This window comes from Pseudomonas sp. B19125, from assembly GCF_044218855.1.
Taxonomy (GTDB): Bacteria; Pseudomonadota; Gammaproteobacteria; order Pseudomonadales; family Pseudomonadaceae; genus Aquipseudomonas; species Aquipseudomonas edaphica.
This window is the reverse complement of sequence record NZ_CP162589.1, coordinates 3,817,864-3,830,721: the sequence shown is the minus strand read 5'-3', so window position 1 is coordinate 3,830,721 and position 12,858 is coordinate 3,817,864. Positions and strand designations below refer to the sequence as shown.

General features: G+C 60.0%; 11 protein-coding genes. 9 read left to right on the top strand and 2 right to left on the bottom strand.

Going from position 1 to position 12,858, the window contains the following annotated elements; genetic code table 11:
- The first annotated feature begins 62 nt into the window (after nt 1–62).
- Complete coding sequence (locus AB4P96_RS17355) at nt 63–2,510, top strand: UvrD-helicase domain-containing protein (RefSeq protein ID WP_395599857.1); 2,448 nt, start codon at nt 63–65, stop codon at nt 2,508–2,510.
- Nucleotides 2,511–2,649: 139 nt separating this feature from the next.
- Here AB4P96_RS17355 and AB4P96_RS17350 read toward each other — a convergent pair whose 3' ends face one another.
- Nucleotides 2,650–2,922 carry a DUF1652 domain-containing protein gene (locus AB4P96_RS17350; RefSeq protein ID WP_026013572.1) on the bottom strand — a complete coding sequence of 91 codons (273 nt, stop codon included), beginning with the start codon at nt 2,920–2,922 and terminating at the stop codon, nt 2,650–2,652.
- Between the two features lie 256 nt (nt 2,923–3,178).
- On the opposite strand from AB4P96_RS17350, the gene AB4P96_RS17345 reads away from it, so the two are divergent.
- The 4 genes from AB4P96_RS17345 to AB4P96_RS17330 are packed head-to-tail and all read left to right on the top strand — an operon-like array spanning nt 3,179 to nt 6,949.
- A complete protein-coding gene (locus tag AB4P96_RS17345) occupies nt 3,179–3,985 on the top strand; it encodes an AraC family transcriptional regulator (protein ID WP_099549795.1) in 807 nt (268 codons plus the stop codon).
- A gap of 49 nt (nt 3,986–4,034) precedes the next feature.
- Nucleotides 4,035–5,441 (top strand): FAD-binding oxidoreductase, encoded by a 1,407-nt coding sequence (locus AB4P96_RS17340; protein ID WP_099549794.1) that lies wholly within the window; start codon nt 4,035–4,037, stop codon nt 5,439–5,441.
- Between the two features lie 26 nt (nt 5,442–5,467).
- A complete protein-coding gene (locus tag AB4P96_RS17335) occupies nt 5,468–5,809 on the top strand; it encodes a cupin domain-containing protein (RefSeq protein WP_395599856.1) in 342 nt (113 codons plus the stop codon).
- Nucleotides 5,810–5,869: 60 nt separating this feature from the next.
- The gene (locus AB4P96_RS17330) at nt 5,870–6,949 is read left to right on the top strand and encodes a polyamine ABC transporter substrate-binding protein (protein ID WP_395599855.1); all 1,080 of its coding nucleotides are present in this window, start codon (nt 5,870–5,872) and stop codon (nt 6,947–6,949) included.
- Nucleotides 6,950–7,078: 129 nt separating this feature from the next.
- Here AB4P96_RS17330 and AB4P96_RS17325 read toward each other — a convergent pair whose 3' ends face one another.
- On the bottom strand, nt 7,079–7,864 hold the full coding sequence (locus AB4P96_RS17325) for a helix-turn-helix transcriptional regulator (RefSeq protein ID WP_017135586.1): 786 nt from the start codon (nt 7,862–7,864) through the stop codon (nt 7,079–7,081).
- Between the two features lie 200 nt (nt 7,865–8,064).
- Between AB4P96_RS17325 and AB4P96_RS17320 the strand changes: the two genes are divergently transcribed.
- The 4 genes from AB4P96_RS17320 to AB4P96_RS17305 all read left to right on the top strand — a co-directional run bounded on the left by AB4P96_RS17320 (nt 8,065) and on the right by AB4P96_RS17305 (nt 12,777).
- Entirely contained in the window at nt 8,065–9,429 is a 1,365-nt protein-coding gene (locus tag AB4P96_RS17320; protein ID WP_017135587.1) for an APC family permease, read from the top strand.
- A 9-nt stretch (nt 9,430–9,438) separates the two neighbouring features.
- Nucleotides 9,439–10,542, top strand: coding sequence for a P1 family peptidase (locus AB4P96_RS17315; protein WP_099549790.1), 1,104 nt, complete (start codon nt 9,439–9,441; stop codon nt 10,540–10,542).
- Between the two features lie 368 nt (nt 10,543–10,910).
- Complete coding sequence (locus AB4P96_RS17310; protein ID WP_099549789.1) at nt 10,911–12,359, top strand: serralysin family metalloprotease; 1,449 nt, start codon at nt 10,911–10,913, stop codon at nt 12,357–12,359.
- A gap of 49 nt (nt 12,360–12,408) precedes the next feature.
- A complete protein-coding gene (locus AB4P96_RS17305) occupies nt 12,409–12,777 on the top strand; it encodes a protease inhibitor Inh/omp19 family protein (protein WP_026013573.1) in 369 nt (122 codons plus the stop codon).
- Nucleotides 12,778–12,858: the final 81 nt, after the last annotated feature.

Here is a 12,858-nt window from a genome sequence, read left to right as displayed (position 1 = left end):
TGCGCGCCGATTCCGGCGACCATGGCACCTTCGCCAGAACCAACCTCATCGCTGGAGTCCGCGTGCCGCAACAAACCCCCGATCTGCCCCCCGAACTGCGTCCCCTGGCAGAAATGCCCCTGCTGAAACGGCTCGCCGCCCGTTTGTTTGGCCATGGCCTGACGCGTTTGCGTGCCCAGCATCGGTTTTCCTGGCTGCACGGCCAGGCGGACGGCTTTCGCAGCGGGCACGAAGCCGGCGTGGAATATGGCTATCGCGAAGGCAAGGCCGACGGCCTCGAGGAAGGTCGGCAGGTGTTGCTGATCCGCGACTTTCGCCCCGACGAGCACCGCGCACCGGGGGTGGATGACAGCTTGTTCGACGATTGGCGCTTGCCACTCACGGCCGACGTGAAGAAGCGCATGAAGGCTGACGTAGCACGTCTGCTACCGGCCCACGCCCAGCCCAGTGCCGCGCAATGGAAGATGATCTTCAGTGACACCCCATCGACCTCAGTGATTGCCGGTGCCGGGGCGGGTAAGTCCACCTCGCTGGTGCTGCGCATCCTCTTGCTTAACCACTATCTGGGCTTTGAGCTGAGTTCGATGACCGTGGTGACCTTCACCCGCGAATCGCGCAAAGACTTCATCAACAAGCTCATGGAAATTCTCGGCCTGTGGGGCCAGCCCCTTGGTTTCAAAGAAGCCCAGGCCGTGGTGCGTACCTTTCATTCGCGCATTCTGCCGATGGTGCGCAGCCTGCCGGGCTTCGAGCGGCTGCAAGCGTTTGAAAACCTCAGCAGCGGTTTCGACGATGCCGACAGCAACCCCTTCGACCTGCGTATCAGCGACGCCCAGCGCCAACAGATGAACACTTGTTATCACCGGCTGCATGGCCGCCATGCGCGCTTTCGCGAGCTGATCGCACCACTGGCCCGTCATGGCCTGCAACTCAAGGAACTGGAGCGCGACCACCCCGACGTGCAGAAACGCATCGCTGTCACCGAGTTGGCAGCCAAGCGCGATGAAGAACTCTGTGACGTGATCGAGGACCTGTGGTTTCGCGCCGGCGCCTGGCCGATCAAGGGCATAGAGCCCAGTCGCCAGACCTTCGAAATCAATGGTGCGCAATTTCACTGCCACGGCTACATCGCGGAACTGGATGCCTGGGTAGTACTGGGTTTTGATCCGCGGGAAAACGCTCAGATCAGCCGGCCGAATGCAAAGCTTTCCGTGCGGGCCGAATGGGCGGTAAAGCGCACCTTGTTTCAAGCTTTCTGTCGCAAGCCACTGATATGGCTAGATAACTATGAATCATCAAAGCGCCTTTTAAGCAGCCTGGCGGGCGATGCCAGCGCTGGGCCTGGCTTTGATTACAAGGTCAAGGGCGAGCTGGCCTCGGCGCCGCTGTTGGACAGTTTCGTGATGGCGGCCGGGTTTGTCGAGAATCTCGGGTTGGATGTGCCAACGGCTGTGGGCCAAATGAGCTTCGCCAAGGACGACCCGGATCGGGGCTACTTTGAAGCCTTGAGCATTTTCTGGAAGGCGCTGGAAGATCATTTGCTCGATCAATCGCCGCCGATCATGACCTATAACCGCATGTTTTCGCTGTTCGGTGAGAACACCCCGGAGAACCTCAAGCTGCTCAGCGATCCACTGCTACGGCCGATGTCGCACCTGATGATCGATGAGTTCCAGGACGTGTCGCCGCAGATCGTCTCGTGGATCCGCGCCAGCCTGCGCGAGATTCGCAGCCGTGGCCCGGCGATGCACGTAGGGCGCGGGGCGCAACGCTCGTCGTTGCTGTGCGTGGGTGATGACTGGCAGTCGATCTACGGCTGGCGCGGCAGTTCACCCAAGTACTTCATGGCGTTCAACCAGGAATTCCCGTCACCCAGCACCACCCGCGTGATGCTCAGCGAGAACTACCGCAGCCACCAGCACATCATCGACGCCGCCGAACATGTGGTGCGCGCAGCCCCGGCGATCCCCGGCAAGAAGGCCAAGGCCAGTGGCGAGCCCAAGGCTTTGGTGCCCGTCGTGGTGCTGGAACGGGACGACGCCGCACTGGGGCGGCAGTTGCTGGAGCACTATCAGCGCGGTAATACAGTGCTAATGCTTTATCGAAAAAGTAGCGATAAGTTATTGATACAGGAGCATATTCAATCTGTAGTTAATGTGGATTCTAGCTTGCAGCCACAGGATCGCCGACTCAAACAGCTGACTTATCACAGTGCCAAGGGCCTGCAAGCAGACGCGGTATTCCTGCTCGGGGATTGCCAGCACGTCACCAGCTCGCCTTACAAAAACCAGGTTTACCGCATGGCGGGCCTGGGCAAGGACGGCGACAGCGAGCCCTACGACAGCGCGCAGAAAGACGAAGTGCTGCGCCTGGCGTATGTCGGGATTACCCGGGCGGTGAGCCATTGCTATTGGTATGTGGAGAAGCCGGAAGGCCAGGGCGTGAACGTGCCAAGGGCTTCGGAGCGGGTTGATGGGCGCAAGGCGTTTTTTGATGACCGACGCAGCTAGCAGCTAAACACAGTACCCAATGTGTGGGCGGGCTTGCCCGCGATAGCAGTAGATCAGTTGGCAACTTTGCAAACTGACACTCCGCCATCGCGGGCAAGCCCGCTCCCATATTGGTTAAGATTTACCTGTTAAATCGGGTTCACGCCCGCAACGACAGCGGCGGCACAAAACACTCCAGCTCATCCTCCACCGCTTCGATGATGCGCTCCACATCGGCCGCATTCATCACCGTGGCGCAAGGAATGCCGGCAATCGCGATCAACGTCTCGCCGCTGGCCCGGTCGAACAGGCGCGCAACCATACTGCCGGGGGCGTCCATACTCCCCTCGAAGCCCATCGGATGAAAATGCCAGCGCATCAGCTGGCAGGCGTTGGGAAATGTCACTTTGTTCATGTTGCCCACCTTGTTCATTGAGCGCTTCCTTTAGCTCGCGGCAGGGGGCCATGGCCTTCACTGGTCGTGGCATCAAGACCTTCAAAATAGCATTCGTTCGCAAGCGCGCGGTGACTTTTTAGGGGCCGTTCGGCAGTTCTTTAGCGATCATATGACGTGGATCATTTCTTACTCAAAACCAGGCAAAAGGCCATTAGTCAGAAGTTCCAATTGACCATTGAATGCCGCCGGCAAATTCGGCAATCTCCCAGGCATTCCCGCCGCAGAGCCTTCCATGCAGCCCGTCTTGAGTGAAGAGTACGAACAAACCCAAGCCACCGGCGATCTGGTGTTGCGCCATCACCTGTGCTGGCGCCATCGCGACCTGGATGGCGTGATGTCCTACTACCACCCCGACATTCAGTACCACGACTTTTTCCAAAACCGCGTGGTGGGTCAGGCCGAGTTGCGCGAGTACCTGCAAGCCAGCATGCCGCGTGGCGCCGACGAGGCGATTGAGCACATCGACCGTATTCGCGCCGACGGCGATACCGCGTTTATCCAGTACCGCATTACGCTGCGCGGCGGCCAGGGCCTGGTGTCATTTCGCACCAGTGAGGCGATTACCGTGCGCGATGGGTTGATCTGGCGCGTCAACGAGTACGCCTCCCTGGTGCATGAGCAGCCGACCCAAACCCTGCGCCCGACAGTCAGCCGCCTGGGCCTGTCGCCCCAACAATTGGGGCATATGGCCAACGATCTGCAGCAGTACTTCGAACTCAAGCAACCCTATCTCGACCCGGAGCTGGACCTGCAACGTGTGGCCAATGAGTGTGGCTACAGCCGCAACCAGATTTCCTACCTGCTCAACCAGGTGCTGGGGCAGAGCTTCTACCGTTACGTCAACCAGGCCCGGCTCCAACACCTGCTGGCTGCGCTGGACAAGGCTGTGCCGCCGATAAAGGTCGATGACCTGGCCTTTGCCGCCGGTTTTAATTCGCTGTCGGCGTTCTACAGCGCGTTCCGCCAGCACACCGGGCAATCGCCCAAGGCCTACGTCAAACAAATTTCTCTGCGTGCACGCGCGCAAGACAGCCCATAACGCCGCGCTCTAGGATCCAGCCTATCGAAATGAGGTTGGGGAGCTTGGCATGCCGGCATGGCGCAACATCAGTTTATGGATGGACCAGTTGGACGACCCGCTGGTGGCGCGGCCGTCCCTTGCGCACGACCTGGACGTCAATGTGGCGATTATCGGCGCCGGCTACACCGGGTTGTGGACCGCCTACTACCTCAAGCGCCAGGCCCCGGAGCTGAAGATTGCGATTATCGAAGCGCAGACAGCAGGCTTCGGTGCGTCTGGCCGCAATGGCGGCTGGCTGATGGGCAACCTCTTGGGCGAAGACCGCCTGCTGGCCGGCCTGTCAGCGCAACAACGGCGCGCCTCGTTTGACCTGTTGCATGGCATCCCCGACGAGGTCGCCCGGGTGCTGTCCCGTGAAGGCATCGACTGCGACTACCGCAAAGGCGGCGTGCTGTACTGCGCGGCGCGTTACCCGGAGCAGGAAGGCAGCCTGCGCCGTTACCTGGACACGCTCCACGCCCAGGGCCTCACCGAAGCGGACTACCGCTGGCTGAGCCCGCAACAGCTGGCCGAGCAAATCCGCATCGCCAAGCCGTATGGCGGTATCTATGCGCCCCATGTCGCAACCATCAACCCCGCCAAACTGGTACGCGGCCTGGCGCGGGTGGTGGAGAGCATGGGCGTGACGATCTATGAGAACAGCCCGGTCACCCATTGGCAGTCAGGCAGCGTGCGCACGGCCAATGCCAGCGTGCGCGCCGCGTGGGTAGTGCCGGCGGTTGAGGGCTACGCCACCACGTTGCCGCCGCTGGGGCGCTATCAGTTACCGGTGCAAAGCCTGATTGTCGCCACTGAGCCGTTGCCGGCCAGCACCTGGGATGAAATTGGCTTGAGCCGAGGCCAGGCCTTTGGCGAAAGCAGCCGCCAGGTCACCTACGGCCAGCGTTCGGCGGATGACCGCCTGATATTCGGCGCCCGTGGCGGCTATCAGTTTGCCGGCAAGCTGCGCCACAACTTCGACCTGACCACCAGCGAAGTGGAGCTGCGCCGCTACCTGTTCAGCGAACTCTTCCCACAGCTTAAACACGTCAGGATTACCCACTCCTGGGGCGGCAACCTCGGCATGTCGCGCAACTTCCGGCCGCACATGCTCTGCGATCACACCACCGGCATCGCGCTGTCCGGTGGTTATGGCGGGGAGGGCGTAGGTGCCACCAACCTCGGAGGCCGCACCCTGGCCGATATGATTCTGGGCCTCGATACGCCGCTGACCATCCAGCCCTGGGTGATCCGCGAGCGTGGCCTGGACGCGCTCAAGGCCTGGGAGCCCGAACCCTGCCGCTGGCTGGGTTACAACGCGATCATTCGCAGTTTTGTCCATGAAGACCAGGTGCTCGCCAACCCCAACAGCGCGCCGTGGCGGCGCAAATTGGCGACCGGCGTGGCCGGGTTCATGGAAGGTTTCATGCACTGATACGTTTCACTCACACGGGAAAACCCATGAGCATCACTCACTTCAAAGACACGCTGAACGCCCACCTGCCGGACTCGTCACCGGTGGCCGTGCCCTTGGGCGAGCCTATCGCCGTAGCCTCGACCTTAAGCGTTGAGCGCAACGATGGCGTCGAAACCGGCATTTGGGAATGCACCCCAGGCCGCTGGCGTCGGCAGATCAAATCCCAGGAGTTTTGCCACTTTATCCAGGGCCGCTGCACCTTCACCCCCGACAACGGTGAAGTCGTTCACCTACAAGCCGGCGATGCATTGATGTTGCCGGCCAACAGCACCGGTATCTGGGACATCCACGAGACCGTGCGCAAGACCTACGTGTTGATTCTGTAACGCTTTGATCCTTGATCGCCTGCCATAAAAACAGCCCTAAAACCGCCAGGAAATCGAACCATGAAAGCCATTGCCCTGTTGCCCTTGATGTTGGTGGCCTCTATCAGTCAGGCCGCCGAGACGGTGAAGATCTACAACTGGTCGGACTACATCGCGCCGGACACCACCAAGAACTTCCAGAAAGAAACCGGCATCGGTTTTACCTACGACGTATACGACAGCAACGAAACCCTCGACGGCAAGTTGATGACCGGCAAATCCGGCTATGACGTGGTGTTTCCGTCCAACCACTTCATGGCCCGGCAGATCCAGGGCGGCGCGCTTAAAAAACTCGACAAGAGCCAGTTGCCCAACTGGAAAAACCTCAACCCGGTGCTGCTCAAGGCCCTGCAAAACAACGACCCGGGCAACGAGCATGGTTTCCCATACCTGTGGGGCAGCACCGGCATCGGCTACAACATCGACAAGGTCAAGGCGGTGCTCGGCGACAACGCGCCGGTGGATTCCTGGGACTTGATCTTCAAACCCGAGAACATGGCCAAGCTGCAAAAATGTGGCGTGGCGATTCTCGACAACGGCCCGGAACTGCTGCCGGCGGCGCTTAATTACCTGGGCCTGCCGCCCCACAGCAAGAAGGCCGAGGACTACAAAAAGGCTGAAGGCCTGTTGATGAAAGTGCGTCCGTATGTGGCCTACTTCCATTCCTCGAAGTACACCGCCGACCTGGCCAATGGCGACATCTGCGTGGCTGTCGGCTTCTCCGGCGACATCCTGCAGGCCGAAAGCCGCGCCAAGGAAGCCAGGAACGGTGTGAATATCGGCTACAACATTCCCAAGGAAGGCGCCGCGATCTGGTTCGATATGGTCGCCATGCCCGCCGACGCCCCGGATGAAAAAGCCGGTTACGCGTTCATGAACTACCTGCTGCGCCCGGAGGTGATGGCCAGCATCACCAACTACGTGCACTACGCCAACGGCAACGCGGCGGCTGACAGCCTTGTAGACCCTGCAATCAAGGCCGACACCAAGGTGTACCCAAGCCCGGAAATGATGGGCAAGTTGTTCGCCCTGGAAGCAATGCCGCTGAACATCGACCGGATTCGCACGCGGGTGTGGAACACCATTCGTACCGGACGCTAGGGGTTACACCGAGCCCCTGTAGGAGCTGGCTTGCCTGCGATTGCGACCTGTCCGTCGGCTAGTGGGTGACTGACACACCGCTATCGCGGGCAAGCCCGCTCCCACATTTTGACTGTGCAATGCCGGTTTTCAGGGGTTTTCCAGATCATGCCCCAACGACTGGATAAACAACGAAAACAGCTCCGGCTGCGACGAAATATCCAGCTTTGCGTACAGGTGCCGCCGATGCACCTTGACCGTGTCCGGCGAGATTTTCAAACGCTCGGCCATGGCCTTGGATGAGAACCCACGCAGCACCAGGCGCGCCACTTCCAGCTCGCGCTCCGACAGTACACCGCTGCCAAAATGGCTCAGCGCATCGCGAATCTGCGTGTCCATCGCCGGTACACGCTGGGTGCTTTGCTGCCAGTGCTGCTGCATCAACGGCAGCACCCAGGCCGCCAGTGTGGTCATCAACCCGGTCTCTTCAAAGTTGAAGCGTCGCTGCATGCCCAGCGACAAAGACAGCGTGCCTGTACCGGGTAACTGCAGAATGAATTGCACCTCGTCTTCCAACACGTTGTCGTGGAAGTAGTTGAGGAAGTATTCACTCTGGCGAAAATGGTCCGGTGCCACTTCCTCCAGGCGATACACGCCGCTGGCATAACCTTCGCGGTAAGCCTGGTAAAACGGGTCGATCAGGTACAGGCCATTGAGGTACACCAGCATCGAGGCCGGTTTGCTGCTGGGCTGGGCGTCGTATTCTTCCAGGGCCACGGGCGGGCCATCGAGGGGGTAAAAAATCGCCAGGGCGTTATCGAACGGCAGGCATTGGTGCAGCAACAGCACCAACTGCTTCCAGAAGTGCTCGGTGCCCAGGTGTGCGACGGTGCGGCCCAGGCCTGCGTGCATGCCGACCTCTCTGAACAGGCTCATAAACACGGCTCCAGCCCTCAATTGATCAGCCAAGGGTTCGGCTTTTGCCGAGTATCGTCAAGGGGAGTACGCCAATAGGGGAATTGGCCCGCATAAACACAGCGTTTACTTTGCCGTCATCCAGCGAGAAACATATCTCGCAACCGCCCGACTTTTTTCGTTTCTGCCTCCTACCAAAAATAACGACAGAGGATAACGATATGAGTGCTTCCCCCGCGCCAGACGGCGTGCTCAAGCCAACGCTGAGTGTTTTCGATGTGGTGGCCATCACGGTTTCGGCGGTCACGCCGGCCAGCTCCGTATTCGTGATTGCGCCGTTTGCCATCCAGCAGGCGGGCAGTGGTGTGTTCATGGCGTTTGTGATGGCGGCCTTGCTCGCGCTGATGTTCGCCTTCTGTTACGCCGAACTCGGTCGCGCCCATAACAGCGCCGGTGGTGAATATGTGTATGCCAAGCGAGTGTTTGGCGGCATGGCCGGTTATGCGACGTTTCTGACGGTGCTGGTGATGCTGTTGTTTATCCCGCCGGTCTTGGCCACAGGGGCCGCGACGTACCTGAATAACGCCCTGGGCACAAAATTCGACTCGCAAACCGTCGCCCTGGTGATCGTGGTGTGCAGCTACGCCCTGGGCATCCTCAATATCAAGCTCAATGCCTGGATTACCGGCACCTGCCTGCTGTTGGAAGTGGCGGCGTTGCTGGTGATCGTGTTTATCGGCTTTGGTAATCCCGTGCAGCCCGCCAGCGTGCTGTTCCAGCCGCAGATCGTCGAAAACGGCGTGCTGCACCTGGCGCCCTGGGCATTGGTGATTGGCGCCGTCGGCATCGGCCTGTTCTCGTTCAATGGGTATGGTCCTGCGGTATTGCTGGCCGAAGACATGAAGTGCGGTGGCAAAGGCGTGCACAAAGCGGTGCTGTGGTCGCTGGGGTTGGTGGTGGTGATCGAGCTGGTGCCGATCACGGCACTGCTGATCGGCGCGCCGTCGCTGAGCGCGATGATCAGCAGCCCTGACCCGATTGGCTATCTGCTGACCAGCCACGGCAATGAAACCCTGTCACGCCTGGTCAGTGCCGGGATCTTCCTGTCGGTGTTCAACGCGATTGTCGCTATCGTCATCCAGATTGGTCGAGTGGTGTTCAGCAGCGGCCGCGATGCCCTGTGGACGCCGCGCATCAACGCGCTGTTCACGCGTATTCACCCGCGCTGGGATTCCCCATGGCTGGCAACGCTGTTCCTGGCGGTGCCTTCGGCGCTGTTGAGTTTCAGCTCGAACCTGGCGGACCTGACGTCCTTCAGTGTATTGCTGATCATCCTGGTGTACCTGGTGGTGGCGTTGAGCGCGCTGATGAGCCGGGTGCTGCTGCGTGATCGCGAGCACCCTTATCGCATGCCGTTATGGCCGCTGCCGGCAGTGCTGGCGGTACTGGGCGCCGGTTACCTGCTGGTGACCCTGATCGCCGCGGCGTCGGTGCGCGACATCATGATCATCATCGGCTTGCTGGCCTTGTCGGTGATTTTGTATTGCATCACTGGCCGGACGAGTCCGGCGTTTCAGAAATTGTAAGGAGTGGGTATGCGAGCACGTCAACTGGGCATTACGTTGGGGCTGGGCACGCCCGGCAAATTGAATGCCATCACCGATGTTCCCGGTGTCCGGGTGGGGCACGCCACGCTCAAGACCAGCATCGACGGCAAGCAGGTGCGCACCGGCGTCAGCGTGATCCAGCCGCGCGCCGGGGAGGCGCGACAGCAACCGTGTTTCGCCGGCTACCACGTGCTCAACGGCAATGGCGACGCCACCGGCCTTGAGTGGATCAGCGAAGCGGGGCTGCTGACCACACCCATCGCTATCACCAACACCCACAGCATCGGGATTGTGCGTGACAGCCTGATTGCCCTGGAGCGCGAGCGCCTGGCGGACCCGGCGGTGTACTGGTGCATGCCGGTGGTGATGGAAACCTACGACGGCCTGCTCAACGATATCTGGGGCCAGCACGTCAAGCCTGAACATGTGCGCCAGGCGCTGGACGCGGCCGAGGGCGGCCCGGTGCAAGAGGGCGCCGTCGGCGGCGGCACCGGCATGATCTGCCATGAGTTCAAGGGCGGCATCGGCACGGCATCCCGGCGTGTGCCAGAGGAGCAGGGCGGTTGGACCGTCGGCGTGCTGGTGCAGGCCAACCATGGCAAGCGCCAGGAGCTGCGCGTGGATGGCTACCCGGTCGGGCGCCAGTTGATGGACATTCCATCACCCTTCGCCGAGCGCGGCACGCCGGGCATGGGTTCGATCGTGGTGATCATCGCCACCGACGCGCCGTTGCTGCCCCATCAATGCCAGCGCCTGGCGCAACGCGCCTCCATCGGTATCGCGCGCACCGGTGGCGGCACCGAGGATTCCAGTGGCGACCTGTTCCTGGCCTTCGCCACCGGCAATCACGGCCTGCCACCGGCCGATTACGGGCGCAAGGACCTGGCACTCAGCAGCGTATTGCGCATGGTCAACAACGACCATATTTCGCCCTTGTTCAGTGCCGCCGCAGAGGCGGTGGAGGAGGCGATTATCAACGCGATCCTGGCGGGCGAGGACATGACGACGGAAGACGGCATCACGGTACCCGGACTTGCCGACGAAGTATTAATCGGCGCGTTAAACAAGTGCGGCTGGAGTCTGTCCCGGTAATGGGGGGCACGCACTTTAATAGTGCGGGTGGTGGCTCTTTAATATTGAACTATGACACCGTGTCAATATATTGGATCCATTATTAGATAGGGCCGCTCAGCAAGAGCGGCTTTACCGCTATTTAATATTTAAATAACAGTCGGCGGCGATTTGCGGCGCTAGCGCAATTACCCCCAGCAAACGCTGTGTGCGACTTCCTTAAGTTGAATCTAGGTCACATTTTTGTTGCGGAAATATTTGTAGACGAAAGATTTCAAGTTGTGTCAGTTTCGATACGCCTTCAAAAGAGGCGAGTGATAGGACGATCCTCGCCCGCGAGGTTCCTATCGAACAAAGACTGATGCACTTGCAAACAAGGAAGTACGTTTATGTCAAAAGTAAAAGACAAAGCTATTGTATCTGCCGCGCAAGCCAGCACTGCTTACTCGCAAATCGATAGCTTCAGCCATCTGTATGACCGTGGCGGTAACCTCACGGTCAATGGAAAGCCCTCGTTCACAGTGGACCAGGCCGCCGACCACCTGTTGCGCGAGAATGCTGCGTATCGGGACATTGATGGCAACGGCAAGATCGACCTCACCTACACCTTCCTGACCTCGGCTTCCTCGGCCACCATGAACAAACATGGCATCTCCGGGTTCAGCCAGTTCAACACCCAGCAGAAAGCACAGGCCGCATTGGCCATGCAATCCTGGGCGGATGTGGCCAACGTCACCTTCACCGAGAAATCCTCGGGCGGTGACTTCCACATGACCTTTGGCAACTACAGCAGCGGCCAGGATGGCGCAGCGGCCTTCGCTTACCTGCCTGGCACCAATGCCAAGTACAACGAGAGCGGGCTGGACGGTACTTCCTGGTACCTGACCAACAACAGTTACACACCGAACAAGACCCCGGACCTGAACAACTATGGCCGGCAGACCCTGACCCACGAAATCGGGCACACCCTGGGCCTGGATCACCCTGGCGACTACAACGCCGGGACCGGCAACCCTTCGTACAAAGACGCGGACTATGGACAGGACACGCGTGGCTACAGCGTCATGAGTTACTGGAGCGAGAGCAACACCAACCAGAACTTCAGTAAAGGCGGGGTCGAAGCCTATTCGTCCGGCCCGCTGATCGACGACATTGCCGCGATCCAGAAGCTCTACGGCGCCAACTACGCCACCCGCGCCGGCGACACCACCTACGGTTTCAACTCCAACACCGGGCGTGACTTCCTCAGCGCCACGTCCAATGCCGACAAGCTGGTGTTCTCGGTATGGGACGGTGGCGGCAACGACACCCTGGACTTCTCCGGTTTCACCCAAAACCAGAAGATCAACCTCAATGAGGCCTCGTTCTCCGATGTTGGCGGCCTGGTGGGCAACGTGTCCATCGCCAAGGGCGTTACCATCGAGAACGCGTTCGGCGGTTCGGGCAATGACCTGATCATCGGCAACAACGCCGCCAACATCATCAAAGGCGGTGCCGGCAACGACATCATCTACGGCGGTGGCGGTGCCGACCAACTATGGGGCGGCGCCGGCAATGACACCTTCGTGTACGGTGCCAGTTCCGACTCCAAGCCGGGTGCGGCGGACAAGATCTTTGACTTCACCTCCGGTTCGGACAAGATCGACCTGTCCGGCATCACCAAAGGTGCAGGCTTGAGCTTCGTCAATGCATTCACCGGGCATGCCGGCGATGCTGTACTGAGCTATGCCTCGGGTACCAACCTGGGCACCTTGGCGGTGGACTTCTCCGGGCACGGCGTGGCGGACTTCCTCGTCACCACCGTCGGCCAGGCAGTCTCCAGCGACATCGTAGCCTGATGTAAAGCGCGCGGCGCCCCGGCGCCGCGCTCTCAGGATGGAGCAGCAGATGCCGCGTTTTTCCCATTTGATCGCCTGTGCTTCACAGGTGTTGTTCGTTTCGGCAGGAGCCCACGTCATGGCGAGCAGTCTGGTTTTACCCACCACCGCGCAATTGGCCGGCCATTGGCAATTGCAGCAACAGGACCAGGTGTGTGCACTCGACCTGTTGGATGAGCCCAACGCCGTGGCCGGTGATGTCGCCTGCGCCGAGCTATGGCTGAGGGAAAAGCCCCTGACTTGGTCGCCGACCCCGGACGGTATCTGGCTTTTTAATGCAGAGGGCAGCGGGATTATTCATTTGAATCGCGAGAAAGACGGTGAATACAAAGGGCGCACGCCTTCAATACCGGAAGTTGTGCTGCAACGAACACCTTAATTAAAAAGTTATAAGCTTATAACAAGAGTTTAATAGTTGGCCGCCCACTTCAGGTCACGGGCAACTATTGCGCGTCATTGG